The 25,406-nt window shown below is 70.1% G+C and carries 15 protein-coding genes; 14 read left to right on the top strand and 1 reads right to left on the bottom strand.

Translation table 11 applies throughout. The features are described 5' to 3' along the window. Positions 1-31: 31 nt before the first annotated feature. The 12 genes from ppc (at position 32) to AC2EWF_RS05955 (ending at position 19,060) form a co-directional block, all read left to right on the top strand. Complete coding sequence (gene ppc, locus AC2EWF_RS06010) at positions 32-2,749, top strand: phosphoenolpyruvate carboxylase (protein ID WP_483638459.1); 2,718 nt, start codon at positions 32-34, stop codon at positions 2,747-2,749. Positions 2,750-2,809: 60 nt separating this feature from the next. Beyond that, positions 2,810-3,433 carry a TIGR00645 family protein gene (locus AC2EWF_RS06005; protein WP_483638458.1) on the top strand — a complete coding sequence of 208 codons (624 nt, stop codon included), beginning with the start codon at positions 2,810-2,812 and terminating at the stop codon, positions 3,431-3,433. A 148-nt stretch (positions 3,434-3,581) separates the two neighbouring features. After that, a complete protein-coding gene (locus AC2EWF_RS06000; RefSeq protein WP_483638457.1) occupies positions 3,582-4,835 on the top strand; it encodes an efflux RND transporter periplasmic adaptor subunit in 1,254 nt (417 codons plus the stop codon). Between the two features lie 95 nt (positions 4,836-4,930). Next, on the top strand, positions 4,931-5,695 hold the full coding sequence (locus AC2EWF_RS05995; RefSeq protein ID WP_483638456.1) for an ABC transporter ATP-binding protein: 765 nt from the start codon (positions 4,931-4,933) through the stop codon (positions 5,693-5,695). Beyond that, the gene (locus AC2EWF_RS05990; protein WP_483638455.1) at positions 5,692-8,160 is read left to right on the top strand and encodes an ABC transporter permease; all 2,469 of its coding nucleotides are present in this window, start codon (positions 5,692-5,694) and stop codon (positions 8,158-8,160) included. The genes AC2EWF_RS05995 and AC2EWF_RS05990 overlap by 4 nt, the downstream gene beginning before the upstream one ends. A 24-nt stretch (positions 8,161-8,184) precedes the next feature. After that, positions 8,185-10,599 carry an ABC transporter permease gene (locus AC2EWF_RS05985; protein WP_483638454.1) on the top strand — a complete coding sequence of 805 codons (2,415 nt, stop codon included), beginning with the start codon at positions 8,185-8,187 and terminating at the stop codon, positions 10,597-10,599. Between the two features lie 33 nt (positions 10,600-10,632). After that, positions 10,633-13,074 carry an ADOP family duplicated permease gene (locus tag AC2EWF_RS05980; RefSeq protein WP_483638453.1) on the top strand — a complete coding sequence of 814 codons (2,442 nt, stop codon included), beginning with the start codon at positions 10,633-10,635 and terminating at the stop codon, positions 13,072-13,074. A 2-nt stretch (positions 13,075-13,076) separates the two neighbouring features. After that, complete coding sequence (locus AC2EWF_RS05975) at positions 13,077-15,491, top strand: ADOP family duplicated permease (protein ID WP_483638452.1); 2,415 nt, start codon at positions 13,077-13,079, stop codon at positions 15,489-15,491. A 28-nt stretch (positions 15,492-15,519) separates the two neighbouring features. Then, complete coding sequence (locus AC2EWF_RS05970; RefSeq protein WP_483638451.1) at positions 15,520-16,911, top strand: sigma-54-dependent transcriptional regulator; 1,392 nt, start codon at positions 15,520-15,522, stop codon at positions 16,909-16,911. Continuing rightward, a complete protein-coding gene (locus AC2EWF_RS05965) occupies positions 16,901-18,232 on the top strand; it encodes a sensor histidine kinase (protein ID WP_483638450.1) in 1,332 nt (443 codons plus the stop codon). Before AC2EWF_RS05970 ends, AC2EWF_RS05965 begins: the two co-directional genes overlap by 11 nt. 103 nt (positions 18,233-18,335) lie before the next feature. Next, positions 18,336-18,575 carry a hypothetical protein gene (locus AC2EWF_RS05960; protein WP_483638449.1) on the top strand — a complete coding sequence of 80 codons (240 nt, stop codon included), beginning with the start codon at positions 18,336-18,338 and terminating at the stop codon, positions 18,573-18,575. Further along, positions 18,563-19,060: a TA system VapC family ribonuclease toxin gene (locus AC2EWF_RS05955; protein WP_483638448.1), complete on the top strand. Its 498-nt coding sequence runs from the start codon at positions 18,563-18,565 to the stop codon at positions 19,058-19,060. The genes AC2EWF_RS05960 and AC2EWF_RS05955 overlap by 13 nt, the downstream gene beginning before the upstream one ends. A 70-nt stretch (positions 19,061-19,130) precedes the next feature. On the opposite strand, the gene AC2EWF_RS05950 is transcribed toward AC2EWF_RS05955, so the two are convergent. Then, on the bottom strand, positions 19,131-20,990 hold the full coding sequence (locus AC2EWF_RS05950; protein ID WP_483638447.1) for an ATP-binding cassette domain-containing protein: 1,860 nt from the start codon (positions 20,988-20,990) through the stop codon (positions 19,131-19,133). Between the two features lie 218 nt (positions 20,991-21,208). On the opposite strand from AC2EWF_RS05950, the gene AC2EWF_RS05945 reads away from it, so the two are divergent. Both AC2EWF_RS05945 and AC2EWF_RS05940 read left to right on the top strand, forming a co-directional pair. Then, positions 21,209-22,336, top strand: a complete 1,128-nt coding sequence (locus tag AC2EWF_RS05945; RefSeq protein WP_483638446.1) for a D-alanyl-D-alanine carboxypeptidase family protein — start codon at positions 21,209-21,211, stop codon at positions 22,334-22,336. A 163-nt stretch (positions 22,337-22,499) separates the two neighbouring features. Then, positions 22,500-25,397: a serine/threonine-protein kinase gene (locus tag AC2EWF_RS05940; protein WP_483638445.1), complete on the top strand. Its 2,898-nt coding sequence runs from the start codon at positions 22,500-22,502 to the stop codon at positions 25,395-25,397. The last annotated feature ends 9 nt before the right edge of the window (positions 25,398-25,406 follow it).

Below are 25,406 nucleotides of genomic sequence, written 5' to 3'. Positions count from 1 at the left end.
GTTCCGCCTCCTGCGAGCCGATGCCGTCGTGATGAACGCCTCCCGCAGTCCCGAACCCGCGTTGCCCGATGCCCCGCTGCGCGACGACGTGCGCCGGCTGGGCGCCCTGGTCGGCCGTATGCTGGCCGAGCAGGTGGCGCCGGCCTTCCTCGACGAGGTGGAGCGCGTGCGCGTCGCCGCGATCGCGCGCCGGCAGGAGGGAGCGCCGCTGGCGGGGCTGGCCGATCCCCTGGGCGGGCTGGCCGTGGCGCACGCGGAGGCGCTGGCGCGCGCCTTCGCCACCTATTTCAACGCGGTGAACATCGCCGAACGCGTGCATCGCATCCGCCGTCGCCGTGACTACCAGCGCGAAGGCGGTGCGCCGCAGCCGGAGTCCCTGCGTGATGTGCTGGAGCGGCTGAAGGCACAGGGCGTGACCGCGCCCGAGCTGCTCGACTGGCTGCTGCGGTTGCAAGTGGAGCCGGTGTTCACCGCGCATCCCACCGAGGCGGTGCGCGCCTCGCTGCTGGAGAAGGAGCAGGCCATCGTGCGCGCGCTGGTCGACGGTTTCGACGCCGGTCGCACGCCGCAGGAGCGCGGCGAGGACGAGGAGCGCATCCACATGGCGCTCACCGCCGGCTGGCAGACTGCCGAGGCCTCGCCGGTGCGGCCCAGCGTGCAGGACGAGCGCGACCACGTCGGCTTCTACCTGGCCGACCCGATCTACCGCATCGTACCGGCGCTCTACGAATCGCTGGCCGACGCGCTGCAGGCCGTCTACGGCGTGGCGGTGCCGCTGCCGCGCCTGCTCTCCTTCGCCACCTGGGTGGGCGGCGACATGGACGGCAACCCCAACGTGGGCGCCGACACCATCGCCGCCAGCCTCGCCAGCCAGCGTGCGCAGGTACTGGAGCGCTACATCGCCGACGTCGCCGCGCTGGCCCGCCTGCTCAGCCAGACCGAGGGCCGCGTGCAGGTGGATCCGCGCCTGCACCGGCGGCTGGACGACTACCGGACGCGCTTTCCGCAGGCCGCGGCGCGCATCCGCCCGCGTTACGCCGACATGCCGTACCGCTGCCTGCTGACCCTGATCGGCGCGCGGCTGGAAGCCACCCACGAGGACGAACATTCCGAGGCCTACGCCTCCGCCGATGAGCTGCGCGACGACCTCGAGCTGATCGCCGCCAGCCTGGTCGACCACCGCGGCCTGCACGCGGGAGCCTACGCGGTGCAGCGGCTGGTCTGGCGCGTGCGCAGCTTCGGCTTCCATCTCGCCCGGCTCGACGCGCGGCAGGACTCGCGCGTGCACGACGACGCGCTGGCCGCGTTGCTCGGCGACGCCGACTGGGCCGCGCGCAAGGTGGACGAACGCGTGGCCGCGCTGCATGCCTGCCTGCGCGGCGAGCGCGATTTCGTCGTCAGCGAGGACAGCGTGGCGGCCTCGCTGCGCGCGGTGTTCGCCGCGCTGCGCGATGCGCGCCGGCGTTACGGCGCGGCGGCCACCGGCCTCTACATCATCAGCATGGCGCGCTCCGCTGCCGACGTGCTGGCGGTGCTGGCGCTGGCGCGGCATGGCGGCCTGGTCGAGGAAATGGGTACGACGAGTCATGTTCCCCTGGACATCGCTCCGCTGTTCGAGACCATCGACGACCTCGGTAACGCCCCGGCCACGCTGCGCGCGCTGCTGGCCGATCCGCTCTACCGCGCCCACCTCGCCGCGCGCGGGGACCGCCAGTGGGTGATGCTGGGCTATTCCGACAGCGGCAAGGACGGCGGCACCCTGGCGTCGCGCTGGGGCCTGCAGCGCGCCCAGGTGGAGCTGCTGGACGTGGCGCGCGAACACGGCATCGCGCTGGCGTTCTTCCACGGCCGCGGCGGCTCGGCCAGCCGCGGCGGCGCCCGCATCACGCCCGCGCTGATGTCCTCGCCGCGCGGCGCGGTGGCCGGGGTGCTGCGCGTCACCGAGCAGGGCGAGGTGATCCACCGCAAATACGGCATCCGCGCCCTGGCCCTGCGCAACCTGGAGCAGACCGTGGGGGCCGTGCTGCGCGCCAGCCTGCGCCCGCGCGACGAGGAGTCGCGCGAAACGCTGTGGCGCGAGCGCATGCACGCGCTGTCCGCGCGCAGCCGGCAGGCCTACCGCGCGCTGGTCGAGCGCGAGGGCTTCGTGGACTATTTCCGCAGCGCCACGCCGATCGACGTGATCGAGCGCATGGCGCTGGGCTCGCGCCCCTCGCGCCGCCGCAGCATGCGCGGCGTGCAGGACTTGCGCGCCATCCCCTGGGTGTTCGCGTGGACGCAGTGCCGCTCCATCATCACCGGCTGGTACGGCCTGGGCAGTGCGCTGGAATGGGGCGTGGCCGAGTACGGCGAACAGGCACTGGTCGAGATGGCGCGCGACTGGCCGTTCTTCGCCAACGCGCTGGACGACGTGGAGATGCTGCTGGCCAAGTGCGACCTCGCCATCGCCGAGGCTTTCTCGCGACTGGCCGGCGATCTGCACGAGCCGTTCTTCGCGCTGATCCGTGCCGAATTCGAACGCAGCCGCGCCTGGGTGCTCAGGCTCAAGGGCGCGGACGAGCTGCTGCAGGGCGATCCGCGCCTGGCCGCCTCGATCCGCCTGCGCAATCCCTACATCGATCCGATGAGCCTGCTGCAGGTGGACCTGCTCAAGCGCTGGCGCGCGGGCGAGCGCCAGGACGACGCCTTGCTGCAGGCGCTGGTGGCCTGTGTCAACGGCGTGGCGCAAGGGCTGCAGAACACCGGTTGAACGGGGCTTGGCAGCCCGGTGGCGTGCCCGCTACGCTGCCACGCCGTCCGGAAGTTTTTCATGCAGGAAAATACGACGCCCCGGCTCGGCCCGCTGCCCCTGCTGATCTTCAGCGCGCGCTGGCTGCAGCTGCCGCTCTACCTCGGCCTGATCGTGGCGCAATGCGTCTACGTATTCCTGTTCGGCAAGGAGCTGTGGCACCTGATCCACGAGGCGCCGAAGCTGGGCGAGCAGGAGATCATGCTGATCGTGCTCGGTCTCATCGACGTGGTGATGATCTCCAACCTGCTGATCATGGTGATCGTGGGCGGCTACGAGACCTTCGTCTCGCGCCTGCGGCTGGAAGGCCACCCCGACCAGCCGGAGTGGCTGAGCCACGTCAATGCCTCGGTGCTGAAGGTGAAGCTGGCGATGGCGATCATCGGCATCTCCTCGATCCACCTGCTCAAGACCTTCATCGCCGCCGGCGCGCTGCAGGGGCTGCCGTTCTGCTCGCCTGACGTGCTGGCCGGCATCGCCGAGAACGTCAATGCCGGTTTCGCGCTGAAATGCTCCACGCTCACCCCGGTGGGTGTGATGTGGCAGACCATCATCCACGTGGTGTTCATCCTCTCGGCGATCGGCATCGCCTGGACCGACCGCCTGATGCACGCGGGCGCGCAGAAGCTGCGGGAGGCGCATTGAACCCGGTGCGGCGTCCGTTTGCGGACGCCGCGTTCCGGATGCGGACGGCATGCCGCGGCGGGCACCGCGGCAAGCGGGCGCCAGGCCCTGATCGGCAAGGATTTTTATCGTCGGCGTCGGCTGGCACGCGGCTTGCCAAGGATGCCGCATGGATATCGCGAACCCGATCTATGGCATCCGCAAGCGCCGCCGCCTGAGGCTGATGGTGGGCGGTGCGGCACTGGCGGTGGCCGCGCTGGCCGTGCTGGTGTGGCGGCTGGGGCCGGCGTTGCCGATGGCAGACCGCAGCAGCCTGTGGATCGATGCCGTGCAGCAGGGCGACATGCTTCGCGAGGTGCGTGCCACCGGTACCCTGGTGCCGCGCGAGATCCGCTGGCTGGCCGCTGCCACGCCTGCCACTGTGGAAAAGATCCTGGTGTGGCCGGGCACGACCGTGCAGCCGGATACCGTGCTGATGCGCCTGTCCGACCCGGCGACCGAGGATGCGCTGCGCAACGCACAGGCGCAGGTCGCGGCGGCGCAGGCCGAGGTGGCGGCCAAGCGCGCCGAGCTGGAGTCGCAATTGCTCGACCAGCGTTCCGCCCAGGCGCAGGCGCAATCCGACTATGCCTCGGCCAAGGTCAAGGCCGATACCGACAGCATTGCGATAAAGCAGCATCTGATCCCGCTCGTGCAATACGAGCAGGGCCAGATCGCGCTGAAGCAGCTGCACGAGCGCATGCAGATCGAACAGCAGCGCGTGGCCGCGTTCGCCGCCAGCATGAAGGCGCAGATCGACGCGGCGCAGGCTGCGCTGGTGCAGCAGCAGAGCAACCTGCAGCTGCGCCGGCGCCAGGCGGACGCGCTGGAAGTGAAGGCCGGCATCGCCGGCGTGCTGCAGGAGGTGGCCGTGCAGGAGGGCGCCCAGGTCGCCGCCGGCGCCAACCTCGCACGGGTGGCGCGGCCCGACGTGCTGATCGCGCGCCTGCAGGTACCCGAGGTGCAGGCCAAGGACGTGGCCATGGGCATGCCGGTGAGCGTGGATACCCACAACGGCCTCGTCGACGGCAAGGTGGAGCGCATCGATCCCGCCGTGCGCAACGGCAGCGTGCAGGTGGACGTGAACCTCGCCGGCAAGCTCCCGGAAGGCGCGCGGCCCGACCTTTCCGTGGATGGCCGCATCCTGATCGCCCAGCTGCATGACGTGCTGTCGGTGGGCCGCCCCGCACTAGCCAAGGCCGACGGCGACCTCAGCCTGTTCCGCCTTGACTCCGGCGGCGACACCGCCACCCGCGTGCCGGTACGCATTGGCGCGGCCTCGGTGGACCGCGTCGAGATCCTGCGCGGCCTGAAGGCCGGCGACCGGGTGATCCTCTCCGACACCAGCCAGTGGGACAAATACGACCGCATCCGCTTGAAATGAACACCGCGCGGTAGCGCACCCTGTGCGCGATCGCGCTCTTCGCCGAATGACCCATCGCGCACAGGGTGCGCTCCCACAAATCTCATGGAGCTTTTATGACCGACTCCGCCAGCGTCATTACCCTCAAGGACCTGCGCAAGGTATTCCAGACCGACGAGGTGGAAACCCACGCGCTCAGTGAAGTCCACCTCAACATCGAGCGCGGCGAGTACGTCTCCATCTCCGGGCCTTCCGGCTGCGGCAAGACCACGCTGCTGTCGATCCTGGGCCTGCTCGACACCGCCAGTTCCGGCAGCTACGTGCTGAACGGCCACGACGTCGCCGCGCTCAACGCCGCGCAGCGCGCGCGCATCCGCAACGCGGAGATCGGCTTCATCTTCCAGGCCTTCAACCTGATCGGCGACCTCACCGTGCAGGAAAACGTGGAGCTGCCGCTCACCTACCGCGGCGGCATCGACGCCGCCGAGCGCCGCGCCCGCGTGCAGGAGGCGCTGGAGCGCGTGGGCATGGCACACCGCATGCGCCACTACCCCGCGCAGCTCTCCGGCGGCCAGCAGCAGCGCGTCGCGGTGGCGCGCGCGTTGGTCGGCAAGCCCGCGATCCTGCTCGCCGACGAGCCCACCGGCAACCTCGACTCGCGCAACGGCGAGGCGGTGATGGCCCTGCTCGACGAACTGCACAAGGGCGGTGCCACCCTCTGCATGGTCACGCACGACGCGCGCTACGCCGAGCTGGCCCAGCGCAAGGTGCGCCTGTTCGACGGCCGCGTGGTGGACGAGGAAACCTACGACCGCCTGCGCCGCGAGGACGAATCGCGCCTCGACGCGCTGATCGGCCAGCGCATCGAGGTGGGTGCGTGAACGTCGCGCCGGCGAAGGTCTGGATCGCCGAGATCTGGCGCGCGTGGCGCGCCAGCTTGCGTCGTCCCGGGTTTTTGCTGCTGGCGGCAGGCGTGCTGGCGCTGGGCGTGGGCTCGGCCAGCGCGGTGTTCACCATGATCGACGGCGTGCTGCTGCGGCCTCTGCCTTATCCCGAGCCGCATCGGCTGGTGGCGTTGGGGCGACTCGAACAGGGCAACGTGGTGGGCATGCCGCCACAGCAATATCAGCAACTGGCCGGCTTGCCAGGCGTGGCTGCGCTGGGCAGCTTCAAGAGCGAAACGACCGCCACCAACATCGCCGGCGACGGCGAACCGGTACAGGTGCAGGCGCAGGGCATCGACCATGGCCTGCTGCCCACGCTGCGCGTGCGGCCCGCGCTGGGACGCAACTTCACCGCACAGGAAGACCAGCCGCACGGGCCGCCGGCGGTGCTGCTCTATCACGGTTTCTGGCTGCGTCGCTTCGGCGGCAATCCCGCCGTGGTGGGCCAGACCATCCAGGTGGAGGGCGTGGCGCACACCATTGTCGGCGTGCTGCCGGCGGGTTTCGACCTTGGGCAGGCATCGATCGCCTTGCCTCTGGCCTTCGCCGCGAACACCGCCAATGATTCCGACGATTACACGACGGTGGCGCGGCTGGCACCGGGCGCCACCCGCGAAGCGCTGGCGTCGGAGGTGGATACGCGGCTGCATGCCTTCTACGCCGCGCAGGGAGGCAAGGCCTATGCCAGCGATTTCTGGCTGCGTGCGCACTACGGCGTACAGGATTTTGGCGCCGAAGAGCACCAGGGTTCGCGTGCCACCTCGCTGATGTGGCTGGCCTGCGCGGCGCTGCTGTTGCTGATCGCATTGGTGAATCTCACCAACCTGATGCTGTTGCGCGCGATGGGACGCGGCCACGAGGCGGCCGTGCGCGGCGCGCTGGGCGCGTCGGCATGGCGCGTGGCATTGCCGTCGATGGCGGAAGGCGTGCTGGTCGGTTTGCTCGGCGTGTTGCTGGGGCAAGCCCTGGCGGCGCTGGGCCTGCGGGCCTTGCGCACCTGGATGCCGGTCGACTGGATGGCCACCGAGTGGCTTCGTCTCGGCGGCCTGAGCCTCGGTAGATCGGCATGGATGCTGGCCATGGCAGTGGGCCTGTTCGGCGCGTTGCTTGCCACGGCGCTGGGCCTATGGCGTGGCCGTGCTGCGTTGTCGGTGGATAGCCTGCGCGAAGGCGGCCGCAGCGGTTTCGGTCGCCGCGGCGGCCTGCTGGGCCGCGTGCTGGTGATCGCACAGGTGGCGCTGGCTTCGCTGCTGCTGTGCGCGGCCGGCGTGTTCCTGCGCACCTTGCTCGACAACGCGAAGACGGACCTGGGTTTCGACGCGCGCGGCGTGCTCACCTTCGAGCTGGCGCCGGTCAAGGCGACCTATCCCGATGCGGTGGCCGTGCAGGCTTTGTCGCAGCGGCTGGTCGAGCGCCTGCGGCAGATTCCCGGCGTGCGCCAGGTCGCAGTCGGCACCAACCTGCCGACGGGCGATTTCAGCGGCCAGTGGCGAATGAACATGCATGTGCAGGGTGGGGAGGACTTCAATGCCCAGCTGCATGCGGCCAGCCCGGATTTCTTCGGGGTGTTCGGCATACGCCTGCTGCAAGGCCGCCTGTTCGCCGATACCGATGTGCGGGGCGGCGAGGCCGTGGCCATCGTCAACCGGAAATTCGCCGACCAGCATTATCACGGTCGCGCGTTGGGCCAGATCATCCAGCGCGGTTCGGGTACGGGCATGTTCTCCGCGCGCATCGTGGGCGTGGTGGCCGACACCTGGCAGTTCGGCCCGGAGGATCCCGAAGGTGCCACGCCCATCCTCTATCTGCCGTTGGCGCAGATGCCGGAGGACGTGCTGCGCGCATTCCGCACCTACGAGCCGTTGCGTTTCGCCATCAAGGTGCAGGGCGACCCCGACCGCTACCGCGATGCGGTGAAGCAGGCAGTGGCCGAAGTGGCGCCCGACCAGCCGGTCAACAGCGTGCGCAGCATGGCGTGGGTGGTACACGACATCACCACCGACACGGAATTCAACCTGATGCTGGTAGGCCTGCTGGGTGGACTGGCGCTGCTGCTGGCCGGCGTGGGCATGTACGCGGTGATGGCGGTGGCGGTGGCCGCACGCGAGCGCGAGTTCGGCGTGCGTGCCGCGCTGGGCGCATCGCCGCAGTGCCTGTTGGTGCTGGTGCTGCGAGGCGGCCTGCTGCAGATCGTGCTGGGCCTTGCGGCAGGCGTGGTGCTGGGTATGGCCGGATCGGGCGTGCTGCGCGCGGTGGTGGTGCAGCTGGGGCGCAGCGTGTTCGACCCGTGGGCCATTCTCGCCGCCTGTGCGGTGCTGGCGTGCGCCGGCGTCCTGGCCTGCTTGCCGCCGGCCGTGCGGGCCGGTCGCACCGCGCCGATGCATGCCTTGCGCGGGGAATGAATCAATGAGAGGAGAAGTTCTCGCATGAACATCTGGCTCACCGAAATCTGGCGCTCCTGGCGCGCCAGCCTGCGTCGCCCCGGCTTCCTGTTGCTGGCTTCGGGCGTGCTGGCCTTGGGCATAGCTTCGACAGTGGCGGTATTCGCGCTGGTCGATCAGGTGGTGCTGAAACCGTTGCCTTATGCGCAGCCCGGGCAGCTGGCAAGCCTGGGGCGGCAAGGCGAGGACAAGGCGATTTCGCCGCTGCAGTACCAGCATCTGCAGTCGCTTGCCGGCGTTGCCTCCATGGGCCTGGTCAAGGATGACCTGGTACCCGCCAACATCACCAGCGCAGGCCAGCCCGAGCAGGTCGAGGCGCTGGTGGCGGATCGGGGCCTGCTGCCTACGCTGGGCGTACGCCTTGTCCTGGGACGGAACTTCGACGCGCGGGAGGACCAGCCGCATGGACCGGATGTGGTGATCCTGTCGCATGACCTGTGGCAGCGCCGCTACGGCGGCGATGCGGGTGCCATCGGGCACAGCCTGTCGCTGGAAGGCAAGCCGTACACCATCATCGGCGTGCTGCCGCGTGGTTTCGACTTGCTTGGCAGCCCGAGCATCCTGCTGCCGGCGGCGCTGCCGGCCCAGTCGGGCGACGACGGAACCAATTATTTCGCGGTGGCGCGGATGGCGCCGGGCACCAGCCTCGCTGCGCTGGGTGCGGAGGTCGCCACGCGGTTGCATGCGATGTACGCCGCGATGGGCGGGCGCCAGGGTGAAGCCGGCTTGCGCACGTCCTACGACGCGGTGAGCCTGCGCTCCGCACTGCACGCCGGATCGCGGCACGTGCTGTCGATGTTCATGGTCAGCGCCGTGTTCGTGCTGCTGATCTCACTGGTGAACCTCGCCAACCTGATGGTGCTCAGGGCGCTGGCGCGGGGGCATGATGCCGCCGTGCGCGCCGCACTGGGGGCGTCGACGGTGCGTCTGGCCTGGCCGGCGCTTGCCGAAGGATTGCTGGTGGGGTTGCTGGGTGCAGTGGTGGGCATGGGCCTGGCCAGCCTGGGGCTGGCGGCCTTGCGCGGGTTCATGCCGGCGCAGTGGCAGGCGGATGCCTTGCACGCGTCCGGGGCGATGTGGGGCGTGGCCTTGGCCATCGGCCTGGCCGGCGCCTTGCTGTCGGCCTCGCTCGGGCTCTGGCGTGGCCGCGCGGCCATCGCGCTCGACGATCTGCGCGAAGGCGGTCGCAGCGGGGTTGGGCGGCAAGGAGCCATGCTGGGCAAGGTGCTGGTGGTGGCGCAGGTGACCATGGCCACGACCCTGCTGTGCGGGGCCGGACTGTTCCTCAACGCCTTGCGTGACGCGGCGCGGACGCCGCTGGGTTTCTCCACGCAAGGCGTGCTGACGTTCGAGCTGGCGCCGGTCAAGGCCACCTACCCGGATGTGCCATCGGTGCACCGGTTGACCGAGCGCCTGCTGGAGCGCCTGCGTGCCGAACCGGGTGTTGCGGAGGTCGCCGCCGCCACCAACCTGCCTGTCGGCGATCAGCTCAACATGCCGCTGCGCGCGCCGGGAGGCGAGCCGGAAGCCGTGCAGTTCCGTGGTGTCAGTCCCGGCTATTTCGCCGCCTTTGATATCCCGCTGCGCAGCGGCCGCGGGTTCGAGCGTACCGATGGCGCCGGCAGCGAAGCCGTGGCCGTGGTCAACGAGGCGTATGCGCGGGCGTACCTGGGCGGCGAGGCCGTGGGCAAGACGCTGGAGTTTGTGTTCGGCGCCACCGGCAACCCGACGGTGCGTGTCGTCGGCGTGGCCGCTGATACGCGCCAGTTCGGCCCGTTGGAGCCGGCCGCGCCCATCGTCTATGTGCCGCTGGCGCAAGTGCCCGACACCGTCATGGGCATGATCCGCGACTTCATGCCGCTGCGTTTCGCGCTGCGAGTGCACGGCACGGTTGGCGATTACCGGAACACGGTGCGCGCGGCGGTGGCGGAGGTCGCGCCCCGGCAGCCCATCGCCAGTCTGCGCAGCCTCGCGGACATCGCCCGTGGCATGACCGAGCCGGTGCGCCTGAGCCTGCTGCTGGTCGGTCTGTTCGCGGCGCTGGCGCTGCTGCTGGCAGCGGCCGGCATGTATGCCGTGATGGCGGTGGCCGTGGCCGCGCGGCAACGCGAATTCGGCGTGCGCCTCTCGCTGGGCGCGTCGCCTGCGCAACTGGGCCGCCTGGTGATGCGCGCGGGCCTGCTCCAGGTGCTGGCAGGCCTTGTGCTCGGCACCGGCGCAGGCTGGTTGCTGATGAGATGGCTGCGCGGAATGGTCGAATCGGTGGCGGATATCGGCTTCGCGCCGCTGATCGTCGCTTGGGTGTGCGGGGCGCTCGTGCTCGCGGCCCTCGCCGCCTGCCTGCTGCCGGCCTTGCGCGCGGCGCACGTGGCGCCGATGCATGCCTTGCGCGGGGAATAGGGCGATGGAAACGGCTTCGGGGGAGAGGGTTGCATGAACATCTGGGTCACCGAAATCTGGCGCTCCTGGCGCGCCAGCCTGCGCCGCCCTGGCTTCCTGCTGCTGGCTTCCGGCGTGCTGGCGCTGGGCATAGCCGCGAGCGTGGCGGTGGCCGCGCTGATCCAGAACAGCCTGTGGCGGCCGCTGCCGGTACCGCAGCCGTCGCGGCTGGTGGTGCTGGGCCAGATCCACGACAACGCCCACGTGGGCGGCATCTCGCCGCACGAATACCAGTATCTGGACAAGCTCCACGGCGTGGCCTCGCTGGGGCTGTGGCGGCCGCGCTCGACGGTGAACGTCGCGGGCGCCGGCGCGCCGGCACAGCTGCCGGTGATCTACGTCGACCGCGGGCTGTTGCCCACGCTGGACGTGCAGCCGGTGCTGGGGCGCAACTTCGACGCGCAGGAGGATCGTCCGCACGGACCGACCGTGGTCATCCTCGGCTACGGCTTCTGGCGGCGCAGTTACGGCAGCGATCCGCATGTGATCGGCCGCAGCCTGCAGGTGGAAGGCGTACCGCACACCATCGTCGGCGTGCTGCCGGCGGCCTTTAATACCGTGCTGGGGCCGGGCGATGTGGTACTGCCGACGGCGCTGCCGGTGGGGAGCCGCGACTACAACCACAACGGCACCGTGGCGCTCGCGCGACTGGCGCCGGGTGCCGATATCGCCGCGGTGTCGGCGCAGGCCGATGCGCGCGAACGCACGATGTATCGCGACATGGGCATGGGGGGCAACTGGAAAAAGCCACGCTTCGGTGCCGAAGGCCTGGCCTCGGTCGTGCAGCAGGACGCGCGACCGATGCTGCTGTTGTTCATGACCAGCGCGCTGCTGGTGCTGCTGATCGCGCTGGTCAACCTCACCAACCTGATGCTGCTGCGCGCGCTGTCGCGCAGCCACGACGTCGCCGTGCGCGGCGCGCTGGGCGCGTCGCTGTTGCGGCTGATGTTGCCGGCATTGGGCGAGGGGTTGCTGCTTGGTGGCACGGGTGCGCTGCTGGGCATGGCCCTGGCCGTCGCCGGTCTGAGATTGATGCAGGGTTTCATTCCCGTCGAGTGGTTGTGGGGCGGGCACCTGCATGTCGGCGCAGCGGCGTGGCTGCTGGCCTTCGCCGTGGGGCTGCTGGGCGCCTTGCTGGCGGCAGGGCTGGCGCTGTGGCGCAGCCGCAGCGCGACAACGGTGGACGAGTTGCGCGAGGGTGGCCGCAGCGGCGCCGGCCTGCGCAGCGGACGGCTGGGCCGCCTGCTGGTGGTGGCGCAGGTGGCGCTGGCGGCGGTGCTGCTGTGCGCGGCTGGCGTGTTCATGCATGGGCTCTACGACGCGTCACGGCTGCAACTGGGTTTTGACGACAGCAACGTGCTCACCTTCGAGCTGGCGCCGGTGCAGGCGGATTACCCGGACGTGGCGTCGGTGTGGAACCTGTCGCAGCGGCTGACGCAGCGGCTGCGCGCGATCCCCGGCGTCACCGTCGCCGCGGCGACCACCAACCTGCCCGCCAGCGACGACATGTACGGCCAGCTCCAGAGCAGCGTGCGCACGCCGGATGGCAGGGAGTTCGTGGCGCAGTACCACGGCATCGAACCGGATTTCCTCAAGCTGTTCAATATCCCCTTGCGCGCAGGACGTGGCCTCGACCGCAACGACGTGGCCGGTGGCGAAAGCGTGGCCATCGTCAGTCAGGATCTGGCCGATACGTATTACGGTGGTCACGCGATAGGCAGGGTGATCGACGTGCCGCGTGACGGCGGCGGTGTGTGGCCGCTGCGTATCGTCGGCGTGGTGGGTGGAACCTACCAGCGTGGTGCGTTGCAGCCGAAGCAGCCAGTTGTGTACGTGCCGCTGGCACAGATGCCGGCGCAGATGATGGCGATCTTCCGTCGCCTGGAGCCGCTGCGCTTCGCGCTGCGTGGCCACGGCAACCCGATGGACTGGCAGGCTGGCGTGCGCGTGGCGCTGGCCGAGATCGCACCCGAGCAGCCGATCGCCAACCTGCGCACGATGCAGAACATCGTGCACCAGACCACGGCAAGCGCACGGCTCAGCTTGTGGCTGATCGGCCTGTTCGCCGCGCTGGCGCTGCTGCTGGCGGCTGCCGGTCTGTATGCGGTCATGGCGGTAGCCGTGGCCGCGCGCGAGCGCGAGTTCGGCGTGCGCATGGCGCTGGGTGCCGCACCGTGGCGGTTGCTGCGACTGGTGCTGCGCGGCGGGCTGGGCCAGATCACGCTGGGACTGGCAATCGGCGTGACCGCCGCGCTGGCCGCTTCGCACGCCGTGGCCGTGCTGCTGATGACCCTGCTTGGCCGCAGCAATGTATTCGATCCGGTGGTGGTGCTCGGCGTCTGCGCCGTGCTTGCCATCGCGGGCGTGCTGGCTTGCTTGTTGCCTGCGCTACGTGCGGCGCGCGTGGCGCCGATGCGCGCCTTGAGGGGAGAGTGACGATGATCCTGCGCGAATTCCGCGAAGCATGGCGCCGGCTGCGGCGGCGACCTGGTTATGCGCTGCTGTCGGTGGGGATGCTGGGCGTGGGGCTGGGCGTGGTGCTGTTCCTGTTCAGCCTGGTCAACACCATGATCCTGCAGCCGTTGCCGTTTCCGCAGGCGGACCGGCTGGTAGCGATCGGTGCGCAGCCGTCCAACGGCTACGGCATCGGCGACATCGACAGCGGGCAGTACCTGCAGTTGCAGGGGCATCTGCGCAGCTTGGACGCGCTTGGCGCCTATGTCTCCACCGGCTTCAATCTGGACGCTGGCGACGGCGCGAACTTTTTGTCTGGCGCCCGCCTAACCGCCTCGATGATGCAGCTGCTGGGCGTGGAGCCGATCCTCGGCCGCGGCTTCATCGCGTCCGACGAGGTACGGGGTGCGGCCCCCGTGGTGCTGATGAGCGAGACGACGTGGCGGCACGATTTCCATGCCGACCCGCGCATCGTGGGCCGTGCGGTGCAGGTGAACGGCGAGCCGGCCACGGTGATCGGTGTGTTGCCCGCGGATTTCGGCTTTCCGCAGGCCAGCCAGCTGTGGATGCCGCTGCGGCTGAGGTTGGGGCAGCGCATCGGCATTTCCGGCGTGGGCAGGCTGGCGCCGGCGGTGGAGCTGCGCCAAGCGCGTGCGGAACTTGCCGCGCGGGCGGACGCGATGCAGCGTGCGTTGCCGCCCGGCCTGCGCAAGCGGCCGCTGATGATCAAGCCGCTGGCAGTGAGCTTCATTCCCGAAGACGAGCGCGGCTGGGTCTGGCTGATGTTCGGCGCAACCGGGCTGGTGCTGCTGCTGGCCTGCGTCAACGTGGCGAACCTCCAGCTGGTGCAGACCCTGAACCGGCGCCGCGAACTGGCCTTGCGCAGCGCGCTGGGCGGCGGCCGCGGGCGCCTGATGGCCGGCGTGCTGGCGGAAAGCCTGCTGCTCGGAGTGGCGGCGCTGGCGGTGGCCGTTCCGATCATGCAGTTCGGCAATCGCTGGCTGGTCGGCGTGTTCGTCGCCAGCAACGATCCACCGAACATGTTCTTCCGCTTCGGCATCGATGGCCGGGTGTTGCTGTTCGGCTTCGGCGTGGCCGTGCTGAGCACCGCGCTGGCCGGACTGGTACCTGCCTGGCGCGCCGCGCGCGCCGACCTGCAGGACGCGCTGCGCGACGGCGGCAAGGGTTCCGGCAGCGGCTTCGCCCAGGTGGCGAAGGTGCTGGTGGTAGCCGAGGTGGTGCTGACCGTGGTGCTGCTGGTGGGCGCGGGCATGTTCGTGCGCGCACTGGGCGGACTGCTGGCGGAGCGCTCGGTCGGGGCCGCGCATGCCACGCACGTGCTTACGGCGAGCGTGGCGCTGCCGTCGGCGCGATACGCGGACGGCGGACGGCGCATCCGTTTCCTCGAAACCGTGGTCGAACGCCTGCGCAGCGATCCTGCCGTGATCGACGCCGCCGCTGCGGACACCATTCCAAGCGCCGCATTGGGCAGCCACGAGAACGTGTCCCTGCCGGGCCAGCCGCAGCCGTCCGACGGTTGGCCGCGGGTGCAGATGGGCATCGTCGATCCGCATTTCCTGGCCACCTACGGTGTGCGTTTGCGCGAAGGACGCTTCTTCGACGCCAGTGACCGCGCGGACAGCACGCCGGTGGCGGTGGTCGACGCCAAGCTGGCCGAGGCGACGTGGCCGCACGGCGATGCGCTGGGTCGCAAGCTGGTGCTGTGGCCGGGCCGCGCGCAGGCCCTCGCGCTGACTGTCGTTGGCGTGATCGAGCCGCTGCGGCTGGACAGCGCGCTGGAAAAGCCGCTGCCGGGCCTGCTGTTGCCGCTGGACCAGGCGGCGACGCAGGCGCCGCTGGGTGGCGTAGGCCTGGCGATCCACACCCACGCGGATGCGGAAACCTACGTGCGGCGGCTGACGGCGCTGGTGCGCGAAGTGGATCCGCAGGCGGCCGTCCACGCGGCGTACAGCCAGGCGGAAGTGATGGCGATGACGCGGCTCAAGCTGCTGGTGCTGACTGAGGTGTTCGCTGCGCTGGGGCTGGTCGCGCTGCTGCTGGCGGCGGCGGGCCTCTATGGCGTGCTGGCGTTCTCGGTGACGCAGCGCACGCGCGAGATCGGCATCCGCCGCGCGATCGGCGCCGGACACGGCGCGGTAGTGCGCACGGTGGCGCGGCAGCTGGCCTGGCAACTCGGCATCGGGCTCGGCATCGGCTTCGTGCTGGCGCTGCCGGGGTCGAACATGTTGGCCGATCCGGGGCTGCACACACGCGCACACGATCCGGCGGTATTCGCGACCGTGCTGCTGCTGGTGCTCGGGGTGTCCGTGCTTGCCGCGCTGGTGCCCCTGCTGCGCGCGCTGCGCGTCGATCCCGCGGTCGCGCTGCGCTACGAGTGATCGCTACACTGCATGGATGAGCGAAGGCATGGCACGCGAACCGACCCCCACCATCCTGCTGGCCGACGACCAGGCCGACGTGCGCGAGGCGTTGCGCCTGCTGCTGAAGGCCGAGGGCATCGCCAGCGTGGGCGTGGCCGATCCCGCGGCGGTGCTGGAGGCGGTACGCAAGCGCGAGTTTGCCTGTGCGTTGATCGACTGCAACTACTCGCGCGACACCACCTCGGGCGAGGAGGGTCTGGATCTGCTTGAGCGCCTGCGGCAGCTCGCGCCCGAGCTGCCGGTAGTGGCGATGACGGCGTGGGGCAACGTGCCGATCACTGTCGAAGCGATGCGCCGCGGCGCCGCCGACTTCATCGAGAAGCCGTGGGACAACGCGCGCCTGGTCAGCGTGCTGCGCGCACAGATTGCCTTGGCCGATGGCGCGCGCCGGCAGCGCCGGCTGGAGGCGGAGAACGCGCTGCTGCGCGGAGAGGCGGGCGAGGAGTTTATCGCCGAGTCGCCGGCGATGCGCCGCGTGCTGGCACTGGTCGAGCGCATCGCGCCCAGCGACGCCAACGTGCTGGTGCTGGGCGAGAACGGCACCGGCAAGGGCGTGGTCGCCCAGCTACTGCACCAACGTTCGCCGCGTGCAGCGCGTTCGCTGGTCAAGATCAACATGGGCGGCATCGCCGAGAGCGTGTTCGAGTCGGAGATGTTCGGCCACGTGCGCGGCGCCTACACGGATGCCAAGAGCGAGCGCATCGGCCGCTTCGAGCTGGCCGATGGCGGCACGCTGTTCCTCGACGAGGTGGGCAACGTGCCGGTCGCGCAACAGCCGAAGCTGCTGCGCGTGCTGGAAGATGGCGAGTTCGAGCGGCTCGGTTCGTCGCGCACCCAGAAGGTCGACGTGCGGCTGGTCTCGGCCACCAATGCGGATCTTGCCGCGGAGGTGGCCGCAGGCCGCTTCCGCAGGGACTTGCTCTATCGCCTCAACACGCTGGAAGTGCGCTTGCCGCCACTGCGCGACCGCGCAGAGGACATCCTGCCGCTGGCGCGCGCCTTCCTTGCCCGCAGCGCGCAACGCTACGGTCGTGACGGGTTGCGGCTGGCGACGTCGGCCGAGCGTGCGCTCACCGGCTGGCGCTGGCCCGGCAACGTGCGCGAACTGCAGCACCTGATGGAGCGCGCCGCGCTGCTTGCCGAGCACGACGAGGTGAGCGCTGCCGCGCTGGCCTTCGGCGAAGCTGCGGCGCAGCCGGCGGCGGACCTCGACGGCATGACGCTGGAGCAGGTCGAGGCGCGCCTGGTGCAGCGCGCGCTGGAGCGCCATGACGGCAACCTGCAGCGCGTCGCCGATGCGCTGGGCATCACCCGCCAGTCGCTGTACCGGCGACTAGAGAAGCACGATCTGCGCGACGCGGGCGGCGATGCCTGCTGAACACCCTGCGCAGCGCGCCGGCCGCATGCCGCGGTTCGAGCGGCGCGTGTTGCTGGGCAGTCTGCTGGTGGCCACGCCGGGCTTGCTCGCCGCCCTCGTGCTGGCCCAGGCTGCGTGGGATGCTTCGATACGCTGGGCCTGCATCGTTGGCGCCGTCGTCGCCACGCTGCTACTCGCGCGTTGGCAGTACCGGCGCGTGGTGTTCCCGCTATACACCTTGTCGGGCCTGCTGGAGGCACTGCGCCAGGGCGACTACAGCCTGCGCGGCGTGCAGGGTGGGGTACTGGGTGACGCGATCTACGACATCAACGCGCTGGCCGAACGGCTGCAGCGTGAGCGGTTGGAGTTCGAGGAGTCCTCCTACCTGCTCGGCAAGACGCTGGCGGCGCTGGACAGCGCGGTGTTCGTGTTCGACGACGGGCGTCGGCTGCGCCTGCTCAACCCGGCGGCACAGCGTCTGCTGGACGCCGAGCGCCATCGCCTGTTCGGCCTGAGTGCCGCGGAACTCGGACTCGAAGCGTTGCTGGAAGGGCCGGCCGCGCGCCTGCTCACGCACGTGTTTCCGGGGCGCAGCGGGCGCTTCGAGGTCCGCCACGCCGCATTGCGCAGCGGCGGACGGGGCGGCCAGTTGCTGGTGGTCAACGACGTGGGGCGCGTGCTGCGCGAGGAAGAACGTGCGGCGTGGCAGCGCCTGTTGCGCGTGCTGGGCCACGAGGTCAACAACTCGCTGGCGCCCATCCAGTCGATGGCCGGCACCCTGGCCACGCTGGCCGCGCGTGACCCGCTGCCCGAGGACTGGCGCGAGGATTTCCGCGGTGGATTGGACCTGATCGGCCATCGTGCCGAAGCGTTGGGGCGCTTCCTCTCCAGCTACAGCAAGCTGGCGCGCCTGCCGCCGCCGCAGCCGCGCGCGGTAGAGCTGTCCGCGTTGGTGGCCAAGGTGGCGAAGCTGGAACAGCGGTTGGGGGTCACGGTCGAGGCTGGCGAACCGCTGACGCTGCAGGCCGATCCCGACCAGCTCGAACAGGCACTGATCAATCTTTTGCGCAACGCGGTGGAGGCCTCGCTGCCCGGCGGCGGCGTGCGCCTGCGCTGGCGACGCGACGGCGAACGCGCGGTGATCGAAGTGGAGGACGACGGTCCCGGGCCGCCGCCCAGCGACAACCTGTTCGTGCCGTTCTTCACCACCAAGCCAGGCGGCTCTGGCATCGGCCTCGCGCTGGCGCGGCAGATTGCCGAGGCCCACGAGGGCGGTGTCGGCCTGCGCCCGCGCAGCGATGCCACGGGAGCCCTCGCCATCCTGTGGCTGCCCATGGCTTGAAAAAGCTGGCGCCGGACGAGGCGGGCAGCGGCTTGACGCCTGATGCGTGATGCGTGATGCTTGATGTCCGCAACGATGCCGTCGCGTCGCGGGAGCACCGATCATGCGCACCACCCTGCAACTGGACGAAGACGTACTCGCCGCCGCGCGCGCCCTGGCCGAGCAGCAGGGCCGCACGCTGGGCGAGGTAGTGTCAGAGCTGGCGCGAAAGGGCTTGGCGCCGGTGGCTGCGGCGCCGCGGTTTCGCAACGGCATTCGCCTGATGCCGGTGCGCCAGGACGCCAGGCCGACGACGTTGGAGCAGATCAACGAGCTGCGCGACGAAGCACCGTGGGCGCCCTGAGCCGCAAGGCCGGAACGGGCGTGCGCGAGGCGCGTGCGCCTTGGCCGGGGCCGGAAACGACCTGGCTGCTGGACGTCAACGTCCTGCTCGCGCTGCTCGATCCGGTCCATCCGCACCACGCGGCGGCACACGCCTGGTTCGCTACCGCACGTGCATCCTGGGCCAGCTGCAACCTCACCCAGAACGGCGCCCTGCGCATCATGTCGCATCCGCGCTACGGCAACGCCGTGGCCTCGGCTGCGCTGGCCGCCGAGCTGCTGGCGGAGCTGTGCGGGCAGCCCGGGCACGTGTTCTGGCCGGCCGACCTGAGCCTGCTCGATTCGCCGTTGATCGACCGCGAGCGCCTGCTGGCATCCGGCCAGGTCACCGACACCTGGTTGCTGGCGCTTGCCGTGAAGCATGGCGGTCGGCTGGCCACCTTCGACAAGCGCCTGGTCACCAGCGCCGTGAAGGGCGGCGAGGCCGCCCGGCACGTCATCGAATAGCACGCGACCTCCAGCCGCGCGCATGGTGGGCAGCGCATGGCCGTCCATGCCGCCAGCGGCGGCCGGTCGTTCAGCCGTCCAGTTCCGCCCAGCGCGCATAGGCGCTTTCCAGTTCCAGCTGCAGCCTGGCCAGTGTCTCGTTGGCCCTGACGATGGCGGCACCGTCCTGCTGGAAGAAGCTGGGGTCGTTCATTGCACCGCCGCGCGCGGCGATGTCGGCCTCGAGCCGCTCGATGCGGGCGGGCAGCTGCTCGAGTTCGCGTTGGTCTTTGTAGCTGAGCTTGCGTTTCGTTTCCGCCGCGGGGGGCGGTGCCGGCGGGCCCTTTGTCGTCGGCGCTGCGACCGGCACGGGCGCCGCCGGCCGCTGCCGCAGCCAGTCGGTGTAGCCGCCCACGTATTCGCCGATCCGCCCGTCCCCTTCCAGCACCAGCGTGGAGGACACCACGTTGTCGAGAAACGCGCGGTCGTGCGAGACCAGCAGCAAGGTGCCCTGGTAATCGGTGAGCAGTTCCTCCAGCAGCTCCAGCGTCTCCACGTCGAGGTCGTTGGTGGGCTCGTCCATCACCAGCAGATTCGACGGCTGGGCGAACAGCTTGGCCAGCAGCAGGCGGTTGCGCTCACCGCCGGAGAGCCGGGTGATCGGCGCACGGGCGCGCTCGGGCGAGAACAGGAAGTCCTGCAGGTAGCCGATGATGTGCTTGCGCTGGCCGTTCAATTCGATGAACTCGCGACCCTCGGCCACGTTGTCCAGCGCGTTCTGCGTGTCGTCGAGCTGCAGCCGGTGCTGGTCGAAATAGGCGACCTGGATGCCGGTGCCCAGCGTGATGTTGCCGCGCTCGGGCTTCAGTTCGCCCAGCATGATCTTGAGCAGGGTGCTCTTGCCGGCGCCGTTGGGGCCGACGATGCCGATGCGGTCGCCGCGCATCACCGTGGTGGTGAGGTCGTCGATCAGCACGCGGCCGCCGTAGCTCTGGTGCACGTGTTCCAGATCGACCACCTTCTTGCCGGACGCCTGCGCGTTGGCCGCGGTCATCTTCACGTTGCCGCCCAGCTCGCGTCGCTGCGCGCGTTCCATGCGCAGCGCCTTCAGCGCACGGACGCGGCCTTCGTTGCGCGTGCGGCGGGCCTTGATGCCCTGGCGGATCCACACTTCTTCCTGCGCCAGCTTCTTGTCGAACAGCGCATTGGCCTGCGCCTCGGCGTGCAGGCGTTCCTCGCGGCGGCGCAGGTAGTTGGCGTAGTCGCCGGGCCAGTCGGTGAGCCGGCCGCGGTCGATCTCCACGATGCGCGTGGCCAGCGCCTGCAGGAAGCTGCGGTCATGGGTGACGAAGATCAGGCTGCCGTCGAAGGATTTTAGGAAACCCTCCAGCCAGCCGATCGCCTCGATGTCGAGGTGGTTGGTGGGTTCGTCCAGCAGCAGCACGTCGGGCTTGCGCACCAGCGCCTGCGCCAGCAGCACACGGCGCTTCATGCCGCCGGAGAGCGCGGCGAAGTCGGTGTCGGCGGGCAGCTCCAGACGGGTCAGCACCTCGGTGACGCGGCGGTCGAGATCCCAGCCGTGGCGCGCCTCGATTTCGTGCTGCACGTCGCCCAGCGCGTCGAGATCGCCTTCGTGCAGCAGGTGATGGTAACGCGCGAGCAGCCGGCCGAGGTCGCCCAGACCTGCGGCCACCACGTCGAACACGCTGCCGGCGGTGCCATGCGGCACCTCCTGCGCCATGCGCGCGACGATGATGCCGTTCTGCACGCGCACCTCGCCGTCGTCCGCCTTCAGCTCGCCGGCGATCAGCTTCATCAGGGTGGATTTGCCTTCGCCGTTGCGGCCGACGATGCACACGCGCTCGTTGCGGTCGATCGAGAGATCGACCTGTTCGAGCAGGAGGGGGCCGCCGATGCTGAAGTCGACGCGCTGCAATTGGATCAGGGACATTTCCCTATTCTAGCGGGCCTTGCCGCCCAGGCGGATGGCCGGGGGGTGGCAGCCCGCCTGAAACAATTCATTGTGGAACATCGACTTAACGAATTTATTTCATGTCTTGCCTATGGAATTTGCCGCGACCTTGCGTTAAGGTCGCGCCCACGTGGGGTAATGCTGCGGTTTGATTGCGAGGTGTTCGGGTGGCCATCGAGTCCATGAGGCTGGGGCGGATGCTGGGTCGTCTGCGCGCGATGCTGGTGCCGGGGCTGCTGTGCGCTCTCGGCAGTTTCTTCGCCTGCGCGGCGCATGCCGGCTACGCAGCCATCGTGGTCGACGGCAGCAACGGCCAGATCCTGCAGCAGGTCAACGCCGATCATCGCGACTATCCCGCCTCGCTGACCAAGATGATGACGCTCTACCTCACCTTCCAGGAATTGAAGAGCGGCAAGCTGCGTCTCGACCAGCCGATGGCGGTGTCCGCCTGGGCGGCGGGCAAGTCACCCACCAAGCTGGGCCTGCGCGCCGGCCAGACCATCTCGGTACAGGACTGCGTGCTCGGCATGATCACCAAGTCGGCGAACGATGCCGCCACGGTGATGGCCGAGGGCATCGGCGGCAGCGAGAGCCATTTCGCCGAGATGATGAACGCGCAGGCCGCGCTGCTCGGCATGGGCGACACGCACTTCGCGAACGCCTCCGGCCTGCCCGATCCCAACAACACCTCCACCGCGCACGATCTGGTGAAGCTGGCGATGGCGCTGTACCGCGATTTCCCGCAGTACGCGCACTTCTTCGCCACCCAGGAGTTCGTGTTCCGCGGCCACATTGTGCGCGGCCACAACAACCTGATGTACCGCTACGCCGGCATGGACGGGCTGAAGACCGGTTTCACCGACGCTTCCGGCTTCAACCTAGCCTCGACCGCCGTGCGCGACGGCCATCGCCTGTTCGCCGTGGTGCTGGGCGGCCGCACCGCGGCGGGACGCGACCGCCTGATGGCGCGCCTGCTGGATGACGGCTTCAAGGGTGTGCAGACGCCGCCGATCCTGGTCGCCGAAGCCGGCGGCGTGCGTCCCGGCAGTCGCGCCGCACGTATCCTCGAGGCGATCTCGCCGATCCAGACCGCCGAGGCGGATACCCTGCCGACCGCAGAGCGCCGGCCGGCGCCGGGCCGTCAGGTGCACCACGGCAAGTCGGTGGCCGTGGCGAGCCGCAGCTGCGGCTCGCGTGGCAGCACCGCCTGCCGCCGCACGACCACGCATCGCACCCACCGTGCCGCGACCCGCCTGGCCGCCCATCATCCGCGGACCAAGAAGCAGCCCGTCGTGGTCGCTTCGCGCCGCGACACGGACGGCTGAACGCACCCTCCCTCTCCCGGCAGGCTCGCGCGGCCCAGCCCGCGACACGAGAAGCGCCCCGGCTTCGACCGGCGCCGACCGATGGCTTATCCTGTGCCGCTGACGCGCGGCAGGGCGGCTGCACACGCATGCAAGGGGCGCGCGGCGCACACAGGGGCCAACCATGACCGGTCAGCTGACCGACCGCTATCTGCGGGCAAAGCGCATCGTCGCGGGCGTGCTGGAGATCGGCGCGGCCGACCGTGACGCCGCGATCGCGCGCGAATGCGCGGACGACGAGGCGCTGGCCCGCGAAGTGCGCTGGATGATCGCCGCGATCGAACGCAGCCACACCGCCACATTGCCGTTGCTGCCGGGCGACACGGTCGACCTCAGCGGCCTCGACGCACACACTTCCGCGCCCCGCCGCTACCGGCTGGTGCGCCGCGTGGGCGAGGGCGGCATGGGCGTGGTCTACCTGGCCGAGCGCGCGGATGCCGGCTTCGTGCAGCAGGTGGCGTTGAAGGTGCTCGGCGCCGGCGCGGTGGGTTCGCCCACACTGCTGGAGCGCTTCGCGCGCGAGCGGCAATTGCTGGCGCGGCTGGAACACCCCGGCATCGCGCGCCTGCTCGACGGCGGCGTGCTGTCCGACGGCCAGCCCTTCCTGGCGATGGAGTACATCGAGGGCGAGCGCATCGACGCCTGGTGCGAACGGCACGGGCTCGACCTGCGCGAGCGCATCTCGCTGTTCCTCAAGGTCTGCGCGGCCGTCGAGTATGCGCACCGCAACCTCGTGATCCATCGCGACCTGAAGCCCGCCAACATCCTGGTCGATGCGCAGGGCCAGCCCAAGCTGCTGGATTTCGGCATTGCCCGGCTGATCGACGCGCAGGCCGTCGAAGGTACGCTCACCGAAACCGGCCAGCATGCACTCACCCTGGCCTACGCCAGCCCGGAGCAGATCGAGCAGCAGCCGCTGACCACCGCGGTGGACGTCTACGGCCTGGGCATGGTGCTGTACCAGCTGGTCGCGGGGCGGCGCCCCTGGCAGCACATCACCACGCCGCACCAGCTCAGCCACGCGATCGTCGCCGGCGAGATCGTGCCGCCCAGCCGCAGCGCGCAGTCGCGGCAGGCGAACGGCGAGGAGACGCCGCGTCGTGCGGTGCCTACCGACATCGACGCGATCGCGTTGAAGGCGCTGCGCCGCCAGGCCAGCGAGCGCTATGCCACCGTCGGCGCGCTCGCCGCCGACCTGCGCAACTGGCTGGAGCAGCGGCCCGTGCTGGCGCGGCGCGGTCGCCGCCTGTACCGCCTGCGCCGTTTCCTGCAGCGCAACCGCTGGCCGTTGACCGCCACCACCGCCCTGGTGCTCAGCGTGCTGGCCGGGCTCGCCACCTCGCTCTATTCGCTGCACCAAGCGCGCGTGCAGCAGCGGCTGGCCGAGCAGCGCCAGCAGCAACTGGAACGCATGGTGAAGTTCCAGCAGTCGATGTACGACAGCGTGGACATCGGTGCGATGGGGCACGCCATGGTCGCGGCCGCGCAGCGGCAGGTCGATGCGCTGCTGGTGCGGGCCGCGCCGAGCGCCGCCCGGCCCGCGGACGATGGCCTGGCGAAGGCCTTCGCCGGCGTGCAGGCCACCGACATCGCGCGCGAGGCGATGGACGACTACGTGATCGGCCACACCTTGAATGGCCTGGACCGCGCCTTCCCCGACGCGCCGCTGCTGGACGCCGACTTGCGCCAGTCGCTGGCGCGGGCGTTGCTCGGCATCGGCAGCTACGCGCATGCCGCCGAGGAGTTGCGCAAGGTCCTCGCGGTGCGCGTCAGGCTGCTGCCGGCCGGCGATCGCGACCAGCTCTCCGTGCGCCTGGATCTGGCGCAGGCACTGGAGAAGCAGGGCCACACTGCCGACGCGGCGGCCATGTATGCCGAGGCTGAGAAGCTGGCGCAGGCCGAGCCGCCCACCGGTGCGCTGAGGGTCGCGGCCGAAGCCGGCGCGGCACGCATGCTGGTCGAGCAGGGACATCTGCAGCAGGCGCTGCAGAAGCAGGATGCGCTCTACGCGATACTGAAAACGCGCCTCCCGCCCACCGATTCCGGCCTGATGCAGTTGCAGCGCGACCTGGTGATGACGCTGATCGGGCTGGGCCAGCGCGACCGCGCGCTGCAGCTGGCCGAGCCTCTGGTGGCGCTGGACCAGCGTACGCTGGGCGCGGACAACCCGCAGACCCTCGACGCCATGCTGGTCCAGGCGCGGCTGTTGCACTACCGCTACGAGTACGAACGTTCGCTCGCGCTCGCACGCCAGGTCGCTGCCGCCCGCACACAGCGGCTGGGTGCGGATCACCCGGATACGCTGGCGGCCACATACATGGTGGCGACGGACGAGGTCTACCTCGCCCAGGAGCCCAAGGCCTTCGCCGCGGCCGCAGCGGATCTGCAGCGGGTCATCGACGCACGCCGCCGCGAACTGGGCGGCGACCATCCCGACACCATCGCCGCCGAGACCGTGATGGTGCGGCTATTGGCCAAGCAGGGCAGCTATGCCAAGGCCTCGGCCGAACAGCGCGTGTACTACGCGCAGGCGATCGCGCTGGAGCGGCAGATCCTGGCGGCCCACGAACGCCAACTGGGCCCGGACCACCCCAAGACCCTGATGGCGCACGGCAGCCTGGCCAGCCTGCTGGACGACGCCGGCGAATACGCGCAGGCACTGGCCGAGGCCAGGCTGTGCCTGGCCGGCCAGTTGCGCGTGCTGGGGCCGCAGCACCCGATGATTTCCGCCACGCGAACCCTGATGGGCGACATCGAGGACGACGCCCACCACTGGGACGCCTCGCGCGACGCCTACCGGCGGGCGCTGGACGAGCGCGAGCAATTGCTGGGGCTGCGCGACGCGCACACCATCGAAAGCGCCTCGCGGCTGTACTCGGTGTTGGAGGAGTTGCACGACAGCACCGAGGCGGCCGAGGTGCGCCGGCGCTACATGGACCCGGTGATCGCAATGGACCCGAAAACGCTCAACGCCGCCATGCGCAGCGTGCGCGACGAGGCGATCCGCATGCTGAGGCAGTGAGCCGGCCCT

This window comes from Rhodanobacter sp. sgz306013 (assembly GCF_057031145.1).
The sequence above is the reverse complement of the archived record's forward strand: the minus strand, read 5'-3'. Positions and strand labels throughout refer to the sequence as shown.